This is a genomic window from Hymenobacter piscis, from assembly GCF_018760735.1.
Classification (GTDB): domain Bacteria; phylum Bacteroidota; class Bacteroidia; order Cytophagales; family Hymenobacteraceae; genus Hymenobacter; species Hymenobacter piscis.
Genome location: NZ_JAHHZN010000004.1, coordinates 73,369 through 88,922, shown reverse-complemented (window position 1 = coordinate 88,922; position 15,554 = coordinate 73,369). Strand labels below are relative to the sequence as shown.

Annotated in this window: 10 protein-coding genes and 1 tRNA gene; 8 read left to right on the top strand and 3 right to left on the bottom strand. The window is 61.2% G+C overall.

Annotation, left to right across the window (positions count from 1 at the left end):
* The first annotated feature begins 15 nt into the window (after positions 1–15).
* A tRNA-Leu gene (locus KLP40_RS05950) sits at positions 16–97 on the top strand.
* A gap of 593 nt (positions 98–690) precedes the next feature.
* Here the strand turns inward: KLP40_RS05950 and KLP40_RS21525 are convergent.
* From KLP40_RS21525 to KLP40_RS05935, 3 genes are all read right to left on the bottom strand, one after another.
* Positions 691–5,334 (bottom strand): T9SS type A sorting domain-containing protein, encoded by a 4,644-nt coding sequence (locus KLP40_RS21525; RefSeq protein ID WP_394369987.1) that lies wholly within the window; start codon positions 5,332–5,334, stop codon positions 691–693.
* A 526-nt stretch (positions 5,335–5,860) separates the two neighbouring features.
* Positions 5,861–7,273: an aspartate ammonia-lyase gene (aspA, locus tag KLP40_RS05940; RefSeq protein ID WP_246558661.1), complete on the bottom strand. Its 1,413-nt coding sequence runs from the start codon at positions 7,271–7,273 to the stop codon at positions 5,861–5,863.
* A 247-nt stretch (positions 7,274–7,520) separates the two neighbouring features.
* Positions 7,521–8,405: a hypothetical protein gene (locus KLP40_RS05935; RefSeq protein ID WP_215592838.1), complete on the bottom strand. Its 885-nt coding sequence runs from the start codon at positions 8,403–8,405 to the stop codon at positions 7,521–7,523.
* Positions 8,406–8,641: 236 nt separating this feature from the next.
* On the opposite strand from KLP40_RS05935, the gene KLP40_RS05930 reads away from it, so the two are divergent.
* The 7 genes from KLP40_RS05930 to KLP40_RS05900 all read left to right on the top strand — a co-directional run bounded on the left by KLP40_RS05930 (position 8,642) and on the right by KLP40_RS05900 (position 15,408).
* Entirely contained in the window at positions 8,642–9,625 is a 984-nt protein-coding gene (locus tag KLP40_RS05930) for a fasciclin domain-containing protein (RefSeq protein ID WP_215592837.1), read from the top strand.
* Positions 9,626–9,709: 84 nt separating this feature from the next.
* Entirely contained in the window at positions 9,710–11,275 is a 1,566-nt protein-coding gene (locus tag KLP40_RS05925; protein ID WP_215592836.1) for an alpha/beta hydrolase, read from the top strand.
* Positions 11,276–11,596: 321 nt separating this feature from the next.
* Entirely contained in the window at positions 11,597–11,950 is a 354-nt protein-coding gene (locus KLP40_RS05920) for an S-adenosylmethionine decarboxylase family protein (RefSeq protein WP_215592835.1), read from the top strand.
* Positions 11,947–13,272: a DUF4178 domain-containing protein gene (locus KLP40_RS05915; protein WP_215592834.1), complete on the top strand. Its 1,326-nt coding sequence runs from the start codon at positions 11,947–11,949 to the stop codon at positions 13,270–13,272. Before KLP40_RS05920 ends, KLP40_RS05915 begins: the two co-directional genes overlap by 4 nt.
* A 17-nt stretch (positions 13,273–13,289) precedes the next feature.
* Positions 13,290–13,481: a hypothetical protein gene (locus tag KLP40_RS05910; RefSeq protein WP_215592832.1), complete on the top strand. Its 192-nt coding sequence runs from the start codon at positions 13,290–13,292 to the stop codon at positions 13,479–13,481.
* 141 nt (positions 13,482–13,622) lie between these two features.
* Complete coding sequence (locus KLP40_RS05905; RefSeq protein ID WP_215592831.1) at positions 13,623–13,838, top strand: DUF350 domain-containing protein; 216 nt, start codon at positions 13,623–13,625, stop codon at positions 13,836–13,838.
* Positions 13,831–15,408, top strand: coding sequence for a polyamine aminopropyltransferase (locus KLP40_RS05900; RefSeq protein WP_215592830.1), 1,578 nt, complete (start codon positions 13,831–13,833; stop codon positions 15,406–15,408). The genes KLP40_RS05905 and KLP40_RS05900 overlap by 8 nt, the downstream gene beginning before the upstream one ends.
* Positions 15,409–15,554: the final 146 nt, after the last annotated feature.

Genomic DNA, 15,554 nt, shown 5'->3' with positions numbered 1-15,554 from the left:
CAGGAACGGTTACTTGCCCAGATGGCGGAACTGGTAGACGCGTCGGTCTCAAACACCGATATCGAAAGATATGCCGGTTCGATCCCGGCTCTGGGTACTTTTAGGCACTAAAACTGCCACATAGCCGTAAAATCGGCCTTTCTGAGCAATCAGAGGGGCCGATTTTACGTTTTTAGACATATTGGAGCTTGGTAAAGACTTTCCGATGAACTGTTCAGCAGCCATCAAGCTGCGTCGGCCCGCCCGCCGCGTCGGTACCTGCCAGGTGTTGCTGCAGGTGATTATCCGCCTACCCCATCGGCTTCGGCATCGGGTGATTCCCAGAATTATCTGATGAGGAGTAGGGCCAGTGCCTGGCTAGCCTGCCGAAGGAGTCCCGGCCAGCCGGGTTTGAGCAGGCCCTGAGCATAGCCATCGCCTGGGCCGGCGGCACCCAGGAGCAGCGGATTCTTCTATCTGTGACCGGCTATCTTACGGGCGTACGGGTACCAGTGGCAGAACCAGGTGGCACTGCATTTCATACACATTTGAGCCCCGCTATTTTGCCGGAATACTGGTTCATACCCCCCGTTATGTTCGCCCGGGTGGTTGTCCTAACAGCCTTTATGGGCTACAATAGATGCAACAAAGCGGAAAACACCCTCTCATTCGAGGGCATTTTCCGCTTTGTCGTTAATACGCAGTGTAGCGCTAGTCTTCTTTCACGAGTCTCAGCGTGCTATACTGAGAGCCATTTTGCACCTGCAGAATGTAGCTACCCACGGGCATGCCCTGCATATCTACCTCGGTTTCTACGCCACCACTGGCGGTGAACTCACGCATTTTCCGTCCTAGCCCATCGAGTACCGTTACGTGGTACTCACCGGCGGGGAGTGCCCGCAAATCCAGTTGGGCCTGGTGGTGGGCGGGGTTCGGGTAGAGTCGGACCGAGTTGCGGCTTAGCGTCGCGAACTGCAAGGTACGCACGGCGGAATAGGTCCGGGCTCCGTCGGTATCAACCTGGCGAAGGCGGTAATACAAGCGGCTGTACTGCTGGCCCACGCCTTTATCGGAGAAGGAGTAAGCAGCACCAACGGCCGTAGTTCCCATGCCGGCTACTGTACCTATTGTAACAAACGCACGCCCGTCCTGGCTGCGCTCGACCTCAAAACGGTCGTTGTTGAGTTCTAGGGCCGTGGCCCAGTTCAGTTCAGCATCCGGGCCAACACTACGAGCCGTAAACTGCGTCAGCTCCACCGGCAAGGGTACTTCGAAGGTACTGACCTGATTCACTCCGGCTTCGGAGGTGCCGTAAGCGGGCAGGTAGGCCGTGGCCGTGATGTTATCCCCAACGTTGATGGCCGTGGCCACATTCGCCAGCGTTACGTCGAACGTGCCATCGGCCGCCGCGGTGAGGGTGCCCACGTAGTTCTGTGCTTCGCCGTGCGCTACGTTATCGGAGCCGCCTTCCACAGTAGGACCGTTCTGGTTGGCATCCGTGTCGTTGGCACTGTAGATTTCCACGATGGCGCCCCCGAATAAGGTCTGGCCGGGAGCCGAGCCCACGTAGCCTTTCACGCGCAGCTTGCCGTCTGCGGTTTTGGCAATTTCGGTGATAACGGGGTAGTCGATGCCGTTGTTGGGCTGATTGACATAAGGAGCACCCTGAATGGTGTTGATTTTGCCATCATTGGGCGTTACGCCGTCGCCCTGGCCGTAGTCGGCTGTACCGCCAACCCGCCGGTCAGGGGTTGTGAAGTCGATGCTGATCAAGCCTTTGGCCAAGGCATCGGTGCGGCTGCCGTTTGCAAAAATGGAGTTGCGCGTGATGCGCACTTTGTTCTGCCCCACGTTAATGACGATGCCCGACGACTGGTTGCTGGTGATGGTGTTGAGCTCAATCAAGTCGGAGTTGGTGCTCGCCAAGGGGGTAGCGCGGGCCAGGTACTGAATACCCGACCCTTCCAGCCGCGACGTTGACAAACCGCCTTCGCCGTTGTCGCGAATGGTATTGTTGCGCACGACGTTGTCGCTCACCCGGCCGATATCAAACTGAATGCCGCTGCTGTTGGAGAGGCGAATCAGGTTTTCCTCGATCAGCAGCGGACCGGCCGGCCCCTGGTCGCCAATGCTGAGCGCATCGCCCCCGGCCGTTGTGCGGCCATTCTCCACGAATTCGTTCTGGCGAATCGTATAGCCACTGTTGGCCACGCCTCCACCAGCCGAGTAATTGAGTCCCGAGCTGCCAGCGTAGCCGATGATGCTGTTCTGCACCGTGCCCGACAGGTTGGCCAGCGTAAGACCAATGCCATTGGTTGGGTTAGCCGAGGGCACGGCCAAATCAAAGGCATTGATACCAATGAGTGCTGCATCAACCAGAAAATTTGCGGTGGCCGAGCCGCTCACGCTTACCGTACCGCCGTGTACGGAAAGCCCACGCAACGTTACGTTGCTGGCGGATACGGCGAAGCTGGAAGCGGCGCCAGAAGAGACTTCCACTTCCGGCCGGTTTACCTGGGCCAGCGCCTTGTCCTGCTCGCCTACTGTACCACCGCTGCCCAGCTGGCCGGTATTCGAATCGAGCAGCGTCGTCTGGGTAGTGCCATCCACGATGGTACCCGGGCCGGTAATCGCCAGGCTGGTCGTAGTGTTAATCAGGGCGCGCCGGTTGCCGGTGGAGGCTACGGTACCGGCGGCATTGCGCAACTGGCTGGTCAGGCCACTGCGCAGACCTGGCAGTACTACGCCGCCGGGAATCATGAAGATGGACGTTTCCTCACCGGCCGGAAAATCGCGCCCCATGGCGGCCCCGTTGCTGTTGAATGGCCGCTGATCAAGATTCGCGTTGGACAGCGCATTGGCATTGGCCACAAACTGCCGGAGCGAGCCATACCCCGTATCGTTGGTATTAACTACCACATCGTAGCTGAAGCCGAAATCGACGTTCGTAGCTCCGGCTGAGCCAGCCAGTGCGTAGGTCACCTGGGCAGCAGCAGGCAGAGCTGTACCATTAGTGTTGTTGGCCGCGGCATCTGCCGCCGCCGGATTGCTTCCCCCAACCTGCTCACTAGCCAGCGGGCCGGCGCCTATGTAGGTGGGCACCGCTACAACAGTTTGGGTACCTCGCACCGAAGTGAGGGTGCTAGTAACCACGCGCACAGTGTAGGTTACGTTCAGATCCAGGTTCGTGAAGCTATACACCCCGGTTGCCGCCGTGTTGACAGCTGAGACCAGCAGATTATTCCGGTACAACTCTACCCGAACACCGGACCGGCCGATGCGGTCAGTATTGCCAGCCTGGGTGGCGGCAAAGCCGGAAGCCGTGGCGCTGGCATTGGCCGTGGCGTAATCAGCCCCGCTGCCCCCGCCGTAGTTCACGTCCTCAAATACCCGCCCGCTTATTGTTCGGCTGGCCGCAACGGCCACCGTGTAAGCGGCGGGTGCCGAAGTGAGCGTTCCATCGGTGGCCGTATAGCTCAACGACAGCGAGCCATCGGCGGCGGATGGCACAGGTTCGAAATAAAGCGAATTGGCCTGGGCGGCGGTGAACGTCTGCACCCCGGTTACAGCCGGTCCGCCGCTGGCTTGCCGGTAGAAAGAACCCAATGGGGTGCTGGCCGGCAGCGTGATGCTGTAGCTGGTTACGGTGCCGTTGCCATTGGCATCGGTGGCAAAGAAAGCCGGCAGCAGCGTCCGACCGGCGGTTTTGATCACCGTAACCGATTGGGCAGCGGCCACCGGCGCCTGGTTGATGTTGATGGTGTACGTGGCCGGAGCCGAGGTAGCCACGGGGCTGCCGTTGTCGGTGGCGGTGTACGTAAAGGCGACTGTGGCCGTAGTAGAGCCGGTGGGCAGGTAATAGAGCGCCTGTGCCGGGGCCACCGTTTGGACACTGCCCGCAGCCAGGGCCGTTCCGCCGGTTGCAGTGGTGTAGAAGGAACCACCCGCCGGAACCGTGAACTGGTAGTTTACTACGGTTCCATCGGGGTCGGTAGCCGAAAATGCGGGCAGCTGCGTCCGCGTGGTCGACCCGTTATTGTTAATGACCGGGGTGGAAATTGCCGCGGCGACGGGGGCTACGTTGGCCAGACTGATGGTGTAGGTAGCCGCCGCGGACGTCAGCGCCGGCACCGCGTTATCAGTAGCCGTGTAGTCGAAGGTGATAGAGCCGTTACCAGTACCGTTTGGGTCAAAATACAGCGTGTTGGCCGAAGTGAGCGTCTGCTGACTGCCGGCAGCCAGGGCCGTGCCGCCGGAGGGTGCGGTGTAGAAAGAGCCCAGGGTAGTGGAAGGCACCTGGAACTTGTAGTTGGCAATAGTTCCGTCACCGTTGGCATCGGTAGCAGCGAAGGCGTTAAGCAGAGTCCGGGGGGCACTACTCAGCAGCGCGGTGCTTACAGGTGCGGCCACCGGGGCTGCGTTGGTGAGCGTGAGTGTCAGCGTGGCATTATTTGACCGCTGCCCGTTGGCATCGGCCACGGAATACGTAAGAACGCTGGTACCAACGTAGTTACCCGGGTTGGTGAAGGTAATAGCCCCTGCAGGATTAGCCAAGTATACAATCCCATTAGCCGCTGTAACGGTATTTTGTACACCGGTCGTGGCAGCATCGAGGTCCACCGTAGTGGGAGCCAGCGCCGCATTATCAATCTGGTCATTGCCCAGCACGTTCAGCGCCGCCGTAGAGGTATAGCTCACGGTGGCTGCATCGTCCACGGCCTTTGGCGGAGCCGCACAGAAGGTTATCCGCTGAATGCCGATGGCCTGAGCATTAGGGTTATTGCGGCTTGTAGCATTCCCATCGTAGACCAATGTTAATGTTGTAATGGGTAGTTCATACGTAGCCGTTACAATGGAGTTAAGAGCAGTAGGATTTGTAAGGACTCCCCTAGCTACGTTTCCGCTGATAGAGACACTTGCGTCGTTACTGCCGGATTTCGTCAGCACCGGTGTAACTGCCGCACCGCCGTTAGCCCCGGTAAACGTTACGCGGTCAACGTAGCCATCATTGTCGCCATTGTTTGCCCGGTCAATATCCGCCACGCGGATCTGCACGTTGGTTACTGGCCGGTTGAACGTGAAGGTGATGGTAGACGTGTTAGTTGAAGTAGTGGCGTAGTTGGTATCCCAGGATAATAGTTGAGAACCAAATGAATTATCAACGGCAAGAGAAGCAGTGCCATTGCCAGAGACAAGCGCACCCGTACTTATTGTCGTCAGTTGTGAGCCCACAGGAACCGCCGTTGCACTCCGATTCGCCCAATTGCCGTTGTAACTGGCTGAAGTGAAATCCAGGGTACTGGTGGAGGTGCAGGAAGTCTGGGCTTGGGCGTTCAGGCCTGCGCCCAGCGTCATTAGTACCAGAAACAGGCGCAGTACAGTTCCTAGCCCTTCGGGTTGAGCCCTTAGAGTGCGGTTCAGCGGACTGCTGAGCCAAGTGATTAAACGTGCTTTCATGCAGGAACGGCTTTATAGGTTAATGGAAAGGTGCGAAAGAAGGGTGAAGCAACTGCGTAATGCCTGAAAACAACGGATCACTCCTTGAAAAATCAGCCAAAGGGCCGCAATGCGGTTAAGACCAAGTAATCAGATACTTATCTCGTGACAGACGCAAAAGTAGAATAAAGTATTGCAAACAAGAGCATAAACCGCCCAGATGGCAGCAAAATGTGGCCTTTTGATTGCCAGTGTGTTAAAGCCAGGGCTGCTACATACCAGTTTGGCTTTCCTGCCCCAGAGTTCGGCGCTGGCTGCTCATTCCTTATTACTGCTGACGCCAACTTCAACATGATTGCTATTCAGTATTCCAAAAGCGCAAACGCCGCCTGCCCCAACAGGAGCAGGCGGCGTTTGCGCTGCCTTACTGATTAGAAATGGCAGCTTACCGGATAAAGTCCGGGCGGATGAGGTTTTCGAAGGTGAAGATTTCATCCCACTTCTGCTGGGACAGGAGGCGGCGTTCCGTCACGGCAATGTCGTACACCGATTTTCCGGTTTTGAGGGCTTCCTTGGCAATTTCCGACGAGGCCTCGTAGCCCAGCACGGGGTTGAGCTGGGTAACAATGCCGATGCTGCCCAGCACCAGACGCTCGGCGTGTTCCTTATTGGCCGTGATGCCCACCACGCACTTTTCGCGCAGCGTACGGCAGGCGTTGGTCATGTAGCTGATGCTGGTGAACAGGGCGAAGCTGATGACGGGCTCCATTACGTTAAGCTGGAGCTGCCCGCCCTCGGCGGCCATAGTCACCGTCAGATCGGCCCCGATGACGTAGAAAGCCGTCTGGTTGACTACCTCGGGCACCACCGGATTTACCTTGCCGGGCATGATGCTGGAACCGGGCTGCAGGGCGGGCAGGTTGATTTCGTTGATGCCGCAGCGGGGGCCCGAGGAGAGCAGGCGCAAGTCGTTGCAGATTTTGCTCAGCTTCACGGCCGTGCGCTTGAGCACGCCCGAGAGCTGCACGTAGGCGCCCGTATCGTAGGTGGCCTCGAACAGGTCGCCGGCCAGCACCAAATCCAGCCCGCTGATGCGGCTCAGGTGCCTGGTGACCAGCTCGGCGTAGCCCTGGGGCGCGTTCAGGCCGGTGCCGATGGCCGTGGCGCCCATGTTGATTTCGCTGATAAGGCGGCGCGAATCCTCGATGCGGGAGAGCTCCTCGCGCAGGTTGGTGGCGAAGGCCCGAAACTCGTCGCCCATGCTCATGGGCACGGCGTCCTGGAGTTGGGTGCGGCCCATTTTAAGCACGTCGCGGAACTCCTCGCCCTTGGCCCCGAAGGCCTCGGCCAACTCGCCCAGCACCTGGCTGTAGCCCACCAGCTTATGACTGAGCGCGATGCGGAAAGCCGTGGGGTAGGCGTCGTTGGTACTCTGGGAGCAGTTGACGTGGTTGTTGGGGTGGCAGAACTGATATTCGCCCTTGGCATGACCCATGATTTCGAGGGCCACGTTGGCAATGACCTCGTTGGCGTTCATGTTCACCGACGTGCCGGCCCCGCCCTGAATCATATCGGTCAGAAACTGGTCGTCGAACTCCCCGCTGGCTACCCGGTCGCAGGCCTGCGCGATGGCGTCGGCAATGGGGGCGGGCAGCACGCCCAGGTCGTGGTTGGCCAGGGCGGCGGCCTTTTTCACGTAAGCCAGCGCCTGCACAAACAGCGGCTCCGATTTGAGCGGAATACCGGTAATGGCGAAGTTTTCGAGGGCGCGCAGCGTCTGGATGCCGTAGTAAGCGTCGGCCGGAATGGTTCGTTCGCCCAGGAAATCGTGCTCGAGGCGGGAGGTGGTCATCGTCATGCGGAAAAGGAAGGGTGGTGGAAGTAGAGAACGGACGCAGGCGAAGGTACGGCCCGCCCCCGCAACGGCATACGAAAAAGCCCCGCCACGGATGGCAGGGCTCGTTGGCTATTGGTTGAGAGTTGTTGGTTGTCAGTTGTTGGTTGTCAGTTGTTGGTTATTAGTTGTTGGTTGATGGCTATAAGGACAAACTGGCAACTGGACACCGACAACCAACAACTATCAACTGACAACTGATAACCGGCAACTAGAAATTATACGCCAGGCCGCCGGTCAGGCCGGTGGATTTGCCCACGTTGCGGCCGCCGACGTAGGTGCTGGCACCCAGTACCAGCCCGAACCCCTGGGCCAGGGGCCGGAAGGCGCTCAGGCCCACGCGGGTGAAATCGACGCGGGTGGCGGGGAAGAAGTTGTCGAAGCCGGGTTGCAGGATGTCGGTGCCGGAACTGGCCGATTTCTGATACGACACCCAGCCATCGACGTAAAACAGCGGCCCGGCGTAGCCTACCTTGGCCTCGGCCAGGAAGGCATTGGGTACCCGGCCCGAGCGCACACTATAGCCCGTCTGGCCCGTGACGAACACACCGGAGGCCGTCTGCAGGTGGGCAATACCGGAGGTCGAGACCTTGGTAGCGCCGTTGCCGATGGCAATGATGTACTCCAGGCCCTGCTCGTTCTTGTAGTTGCTGGCCGGCGTGCTCACGCTCACCACGCCCAGCAGGTTCAGAATGCTGCTGCCCAGCTCCGTGGAATAGCCCTTGAACTTGAGCAGGCCCGTCACGTCCTGCAGGCCCTGGCGCACATTGGTATAATTGCCGTCCTGGAGCACCTGCGGGCTGGCGTGGCCCTCGGAGCGCACGAAGGGCAGGCTCACCACGGCCTCAATCTTATCGGTGATACCATAATTGGCATACAGGTTTACCGACTGAATCCGGATTCGGTCGAATATGGGCACCTGGTCTATTTTCTCCGGCACCAGGTACACCTGCTTGTACCACTCCTGAGTGGTAGAAACCGAAATGGACCCGTGTTTTTTACCCGGCAGAAAGCCGCTGCTCAAGCTCTGAGCCTGGGTAGTCACTGCGCTCAGCAGTAAAATGGCCGCAATGGGCGAGAAGTAGAAGGTGTTCATCGAAGAGGTAGAGGTTGGGTCCGAAAAAAGAATTAGGTTAACGCGAATCAAAAAAACACAATTCCCATTTTGAATCAGCAAATCAAAATCAGGGACTTTTGCTTTTCGACTGACCTACGAAAACAAAAGTTCAGTTGGTTTGCTAATCCCATAAAACCGGTGAACTTTTGTTTTCGTTAGTACCCGAGCTTGTCAGCAAAAGTAGCTGAAAGACACACAAAAAGCTCCCTCATCCTATGAAAAACCTATTTACCACCACTTTCGGGATTTTGCTGGCTGCCAGCTGCTCGCTCACCGCCTGCTCCGACAAACAGGAGGCCGATCCTTCCATTGCCAGCATTGCCGTGCTCAATCCGGATTTCCAATTATTGGAAGACGCAGCTGTACGCGGCGGAGTAGCGGGCGTGCTTTCGAATAAAAATCCAAATGACGCCAGCGGCAATTTCACTGTATTTGCCCCCACCAATGCCGCCTTCGCCCGCCTGGGCCTGCGCTCGGCCGCCGACCTGACGGGACTCAACAAGGATTTCCTGACCAGCACCCTGCTCTACCACGTGGCCAATGGCAACCTGCCCGGCAGCAGCCTCACGCCCGGCTCAGCGTCGGGCTCACTGCTGACGGTGGACCGGCGCATTATAGAGCGCAACGGCGTACGCTACGTGAACGGCTCCCGCCTGCTGGCCACCGATGTGAAAGCCGCCAACGGTACCGTGCACCCCATCGACAAGGTGCTGCTGGCCACCGGGGCCGACATTGTGCAATCGGCCATTGCCCTCAAGGAAGCCCAGGTATTTACCACCCCCGAGCTGAGCTTCCTGGTAGAAGCCGTGCTCTACGCCGACCTGGCCGGCGCCCTTTCGGCCTCGCCCGGCAGCCCTCAGCTCACCGTGTTTGCCCCCACCGACCAGGCGTTCCGCGACCTGGGCATCCTGCTGGGCGTGCCCCTGAACGTGCCCGCCGATATTCGCCGCCTGCCCAAGGCCACCGTCACGGCCGTGTTGCTCAATCACGTCGTGCCGGGCGGCCAGTTCACGCCTGAGCTGCCCGAGAATGGCACGCTCCGGACCCTGGGCGGCGGCACGCTCAAGCTGGGCGCTTTCACCGACGGGGTGCTCCCGGTGCAGGGCGCCGGCAATACGGCCGCGGCGAGCATGGTGATTCCCGATGTGCAGTGTGTTAATGGAACGGTGCACGTGATTAACCGCGTGCTGCTGCCCTAAACTGGCCGCCTCGCTTACCGCTTACTGATTCCGCTATCTTTCCCTCCTGCTTACGTCCTTCTCTACCTAGTTGCTTTCTGCCCGATGATGATGCCTCCTACCTGCTTTCCTGCACTCAGAAACTACGTCGGGCGGGCTATGCTGCTGCTGACGTTGCTGCTGCTGCCCGGGCTGGCCGGTGCGCAGAGTCCGGGCAAGTATTCCCTGGAAGGGGAATGGAAGGGCCCCCTGACCGTACCCGGGGGCAGTCTGCCCATCCAGATTATTGTCACGGAACTGGCCAGCGGCAACCGGTTTGCCGTGCTCAATGTGGCGCCCCAGCGCATTAACCGCATCCCCACCCTGGTAGAACAGCACGGCGACACGGTCGTATTCTTTGCCGAGCAGGTGGGCTGCCGTTTCAAGGGCCTGCGCACGGCCGAAAACCAGCTGGTGGGCACCTGGAGCCAGCCCGGCTACCAGGCGGCTCTCACGCTGTCGTTCGTGCCCCCGCCCGCGGCCCCGCCCAAAACCTTCCGCTTCCCGCCGCCCTACCGCGTGCAGGAGGTAACGGTGCGCAATGAAGCCGACCAGATTTCCCTGAAAGGCACACTCACCATTCCGGCCGGGGCCGGGCCCTTCCCGGCCGTGGCGCTGCTCTCCGACTGGGGCCCGCAGAACCAGGACGGCCAGTACGGCGCCTACAAGCTGCTGGGCGGCGTGGCCGACCACCTGACCCGACGCGGCGTGGCCGTTCTGCGCCTGCACGACCGGGGCGTGGAGGGCTCGCAGGGCCAAAGCGCCTTGGCCAGCCCCGAAGACCGGGTGCGCGATGCCCAGGCAGCCCTGGCTTTTCTGCGCACTCAGGAGCTGCTGGATGCCGGCCACTTGGGTTTGCTGGGCCACGGCGAAGGCGGTAATATTGCGCTGCTGGCGGCTGCCCGTCCCCTGCCCCCCGCCTTCGTGGTAACGCTGGCCGCGGCCGGTCTGCCCGGCATTGATGTACTCAGCACCCAGCTGGGGCTGGGCCGCCCCGCGGCCGTGGCCGATACCCTCCTGCACCAGCTCCAACGCCGGCAGAACGCCGAAAACGTGGCTACCCAGCAGAAAATCGAGAAGATGCGCGCCAGCGGGGCCAACGCTGCCCAGATCCAGATTCAGGAAGAGCAGCAATACCTGCGGCAGAAAATAGAGGAGAAAAAGCGCCTTGATGCCCTGGCCAAACAGCAACGCCCCCTGCTGGAACTGGTGCGCCAGAACCTCACCGACGAGCTGGCCCAGAAGCTGGTGGCCAACGCCCTGCGCCAGAGCACCCCCGGCCTGCCCGACTCAGCCTACGCCAACGCCGCCACCCGCCTGACCACGCCTTGGGTGCGCACCTACCTGCACTTCTACCCGCAGCGGGAGCTGGCCCAGGTGCAGTGCCCGGTGCTGCTGGTGCACGGCGCCGATGATGTGGTGGTAAATGCCAGTGCCAACCTGAGCGTGCTCGAAAAAGGCCTTAAGGGCAAAGCGGTGGAAGCCCGCCGCCTCGAGGGCCTCAACCACTTCTTCCAGGCCCCCATCACGGAGTGGCCCCTCATCGACGGCCAGCCCTCCCCCGTCTTCGCCAGCGCCGCCCTCGACGTCATCCGCACCTGGATTCAGGCCCAGGCCCCGCCGGTGAAGTAGTAAATGAGTGAAGCGGGGAATGAGTGAATAAGTGAGCGGGACGGTCATTGCCAGCTACGCGAAGCAATCCGCCCTTCCCCTTCTCCCGAACTTCGACCTACTAGAAAGCCCCTGACGTCCGCACGTTAGGGGCTTTGTGGTTGCTTGGGGATTTAGACTGCGTGAAGGACGGATTGCGTCGTCGTGCCTCCTCGCAATGACCGTCCCGCTCACTCATTCACTCATTCCCTACTTCACTCATTTACTACTTCACTCATTCCCCGTTTTGCTAACTTGCCGGGGCCTGGCCCGGTGGTTCGGGGCGGGAGATTAGGTGACTGAATGGATTCTTACGCTCCCGGCCTGCATATTCTGGCCACGTTTACGGCCCCGGCTCCGGCCCTGCGCGACATGGCCGCCTGCCGGGATTTTTTCGCGGGCCAGATTGCCCGGCAGCAGCTTACGGCCGTGGGCAGCGCCTACCACGCCTTCGAGGAGGGCGGCTTCACGGCCGTGGTGGCCCTCACTGAGTCGCACCTGAGCATTCATACCTGGCCCGAGCACGGCCTGGCCACCTTCGACGTGTTTCTGAGCAACTTCCGCCGCGACAACGCCGACCGCGCTCGGGAGCTGTACGCGGCTACGCTGGCCTTTTTCGGGGCTACCGAAACCAGCAAAACCGAAGTGCGCCGATGAGTCAGCCCGCCCAGTTTGCCCCGGCCGCCGTCAAGTGCCCGCACTGCGCCCACGAGGTGCGCTACTACGATGCCCTGCATAGCGCCTTTTTCGGGTGCCCCGAATGCCAGGTGTTCTTTGAGTATCCCGAGACGGGCGCGCCCAAGCAGCTGCGCCGCTTCAAGGAGACGCCACGCCACACCCGGCCGCTGGCGCTGGGCAGCACGGGCCAGTTTGAGGGCGAAACCTACCGCGTTACGGGCTACCAGTGGCGCTGCGAGGCCAAGTCGCCCAACTACCGCTGGGAGGAGTTTCAGCTCCGCCACGAAACCACCGGGGCCAACCGCCAGCTGGCCGTGTTCCAGGGCCACTGGCTGCTGATTGAGCCCACCGACGAGCAGTACCGCCCCACGCCCGGCGGCCACGTGGAAACGATGGAGGCCACTTACCAGCTCTACAACCGCTACTCGCCCCGGGTGCTCTACGCCGAGGGCGAATTCGACTGGAATATTTTGGCTGATGAGAGCCTGACTATTTCGGAATATATCAGTCCGCCCCTGATGCTGGTGCGCGAGCGACAGAACAAGAATAATAACCACTGGTTTCGGGCCCGCCACCTGGAGCCCCGGGAAGTGGCCGAGGCCTTCGGGGTAACCATGAGCCGGCTGCCCTACCGCAACGGCGTGGGCGCGGCCCAGCCGGCCCCGGGCCATGCCAACTGGCCCCAGCTGGCCACGTTTTCGCTGCTCATGGCCCTGGCCGTGGTGCTGACGCACGTATACCTCATGATGTGGGGCAACGAAACGGTATTCAACCGCGAGTTCGTGACTGCGCCCCCGATGGCCGCCGCGCCGGACTCGCTGGGCCAGCCGGCACTGACCAGCGGCGCCGAGCGGCCGGTGCTGGTGTCGCCCTCGTTTACGGTGCCCGGCACCGGCGCCCTCACGGTGAAGCTCTGGGCCAGCCTCAACAACAACTGGGTGGAGCTGCCCTACGCGCTGGTAAACGAGCAGACCGGCCAGCAGTTCGCGGCTACCGGCAACCTGGAGTACTACTCCGGGGTGGAAGACGGCGAGAGTTGGCACGAGGGTAACCAGGATGCGGAAGCCCTGCTCAGCCAGGTGCCGGCCGGGCCCTACCACCTCAACTTCTACCCCGTAGCCGACCCCGGCAAGTCGGAGGCCATCCAGTTCCGGGCCACCGTGCAGGCCCGGGCCACGGCTGGCTCCAACGCCGTGCTGGCCCTGGTGCTGCTGCTGCTCTACCCCGGCTTTATCTACGCCCGGCGGGCCTTCCACGAATCCTCGCGCTGGGAAAACAGTGACTTCAGCCCCTATTCCTGACCTTCTGCTGCCCCGCCATGGACTGGTTCCGCTCCCTCTGGAAAATCCGCTTCTACGCCCTGTTTGCCGTGCTGGTCTACGGCAGCTTCGTGTGGGCCGGCCTCTCGGGCCAGCGCCTGCTCGGCGACGACAACGAGGCCTCTCCCAACCTCAACGGCACCGGTCGAGCCCACGGCTCCGGCGGCCGCGCCCTGTATTTTCATAAGTGAGGAGTCAGGATTGAGGAGCTAGGAGCTAGGAGACAGAATTCGTTTGTTCTGCTCGTTGCTGATTAGCGTTTTCGCTTTCGCCCCCCTTCGACATCATCTCCTATTTCCTCACTCCTAGCTCCCCACTCCTAACTCTTCCTCATGGAATACCTTAACTTCAAGCTCATTATTTCGTCGGTGGTGTACTCGGTGCTGGGCATCGTGATTCTGGTCATCAGCTTCATCGTGATTGAGAAGCTCACGCCCCGCATGCTCTGGAAGGAAATCATCGAGGAGCACAATACGGCCCTGGCCATCATGGGAGCCGCATTTATGATTGCCGTGGCCCTGATTATCAGCTCCGCCATTCATGGATAAAGTGCCCGTGCGCCGGGCGCGGCGGGCGGCCTCCGGGGCTGCCCCGGCCGCCGCCGGGCCCGATTACCGCCCGGCCCTGCTGCTGGGCTCCGTGTTTGTGATTGCCACCTGCGGGCTGATTTACGAGCTGATTGCGGGCACCCTGGCCTCCTACCTGCTCGGCGACTCGGTGATGCAGTTTTCCACCATCATCGGGGCCTATTTGTTCTCGATGGGCATCGGCTCCTGGCTCTCGCGCTACCTGGGCGGCTCGTTGCTGCGCTGGTTTATCCGCCTCGAAATTCTGGTGGGGCTGGTGGGCGGCTTTTCGGCGCCGCTGCTGTTCGTGCTCTTCGAGTACGTGAGCTCGTTTCGGCTGATGCTCTACGCCCTGGTGGGCCTCACGGGCGTGCTGGTGGGCCTGGAAATTCCGCTGCTGATGCGGATTCTGGAAAACCGCTTCGAATTCAAGGACCTCGTGTCGCGGGTGTTCACCTTCGACTACATCGGGGCCCTGCTGGCGTCGTTGGTGTTCCCGCTGGTGCTGGTGCCCCAGCTGGGGCTGATTCGCACCTCGCTGCTGTGCGGGGCCCTGAACGTGGTGGTGGCCGGGGTGGCCCTCTACCGCTTCCCCGAAACCCGCCCCTTCCGCCGTTCCCTCACCGGGGCGCTGGTGGCGTCGCTGATGGCCCTGGCGGTGGGCTTCGGCTACGCCGAGCGCCTGCAGACCTACACCGAAGGCCTGGCGTTTCAGGACCAGGTGATTTACTCCAAAACCACGCCCTACCAGCGGCTGGTGCTCACCAAGAACCAGCGGGAATTGCGCCTGTTCCTCAACGGCAACCTGCAGTTCAGCTCCGCCGATGAGTACCGCTACCACGAGGCCCTGGTGCACCCGGCCATGCAGGCCCTGCCCCGGGCCCGCCGAGTGCTGGTGCTGGGCGGCGGCGACGGGCTGGCCGTGCGCGAGCTGCTCAAGTATCCGCAGCTGCAAAGCATCCGCCTCGTGGACCTCGACGCGGGCATGACCCACCTGTTTGAGCACAACCAGATGCTGCTCGAGCTCAACCAGCGCGCCCTGCTCCACCCCAAAGTGCAGGTCATCAACGGCGACGCCTACCAGTGGGTGCGCCAGGATACCACCCGCTACGACTGCATCGTGGTGGACTTCCCCGACCCCGGCAACTACTCCATCGGCAAGCTCTACTCGGCCGCGTTTTACCGGGAGCTGGAGCGGCGGCTGGCTCCGGGCGGCTGGGTGGTAGTGCAGAGCACCTCGCCCTACGTGGCCCGCCGCTCGTTCTGGTGCGTGGCCCACACCCTAGAAGCCGCCGGCTTCACCACCCTGCCCTACCACTGCTACGTGCCCTCGTTCGGGGAGTGGGGCTTCGTGCTGGCTGGCCGCAACCGCCACTGGCGCCCCGATGCCGGCCCCCTGCCCGCCGGCCTGCGCTACGTGACGCCCGCCACCATCCGCGACATGCGCTTCTTCCCCCCCGACATGAGCGAAATCCCCACCGACATCAACCAGCTCAACAACCAGGCCCTGGTCCGCTACTTCGAGGAAGACTGGGGCCCGTACGTGCATTAGGGTTTTGAGGGTCTGGGGAACTGAGGGACTGGGTGATTTCTGTCATCCTGAGCATTCCGCGCATCAAGCGGCGAAGAAAGATGACAGAACCTACCCAGCTACCCAAAACCTGCCCCCAAAACCCAGTCCCCCAATCCCCTAGCCCC

Excerpts from the sequence above, each read along its gene's own strand:
- KLP40_RS21525 (WP_394369987.1), bottom strand. The coding sequence starts at position 5,334 with ATGACGCTGGGCGCAGGCCTGAACGCCCAAGCCCAGACTTCCTGCACC.
- aspA (WP_246558661.1), bottom strand. The coding sequence starts at position 7,273 with ATGACGATGACCACCTCCCGCCTCGAGCACGATTTCCTGGGCGAACGA.
- KLP40_RS05935 (WP_215592838.1), bottom strand. The coding sequence starts at position 8,405 with ATGAACACCTTCTACTTCTCGCCCATTGCGGCCATTTTACTGCTGAGC.
- KLP40_RS05930 (WP_215592837.1), top strand. The coding sequence starts at position 8,642 with ATGAAAAACCTATTTACCACCACTTTCGGGATTTTGCTGGCTGCCAGC.
- KLP40_RS05925 (WP_215592836.1), top strand. The coding sequence starts at position 9,710 with ATGATGATGCCTCCTACCTGCTTTCCTGCACTCAGAAACTACGTCGGG.
- KLP40_RS05920 (WP_215592835.1), top strand. The coding sequence starts at position 11,597 with ATGGATTCTTACGCTCCCGGCCTGCATATTCTGGCCACGTTTACGGCC.
- KLP40_RS05915 (WP_215592834.1), top strand. The coding sequence starts at position 11,947 with ATGAGTCAGCCCGCCCAGTTTGCCCCGGCCGCCGTCAAGTGCCCGCAC.
- KLP40_RS05910 (WP_215592832.1), top strand. The coding sequence starts at position 13,290 with ATGGACTGGTTCCGCTCCCTCTGGAAAATCCGCTTCTACGCCCTGTTT.
- KLP40_RS05905 (WP_215592831.1), top strand. The coding sequence starts at position 13,623 with ATGGAATACCTTAACTTCAAGCTCATTATTTCGTCGGTGGTGTACTCG.
- KLP40_RS05900 (WP_215592830.1), top strand. The coding sequence starts at position 13,831 with ATGGATAAAGTGCCCGTGCGCCGGGCGCGGCGGGCGGCCTCCGGGGCT.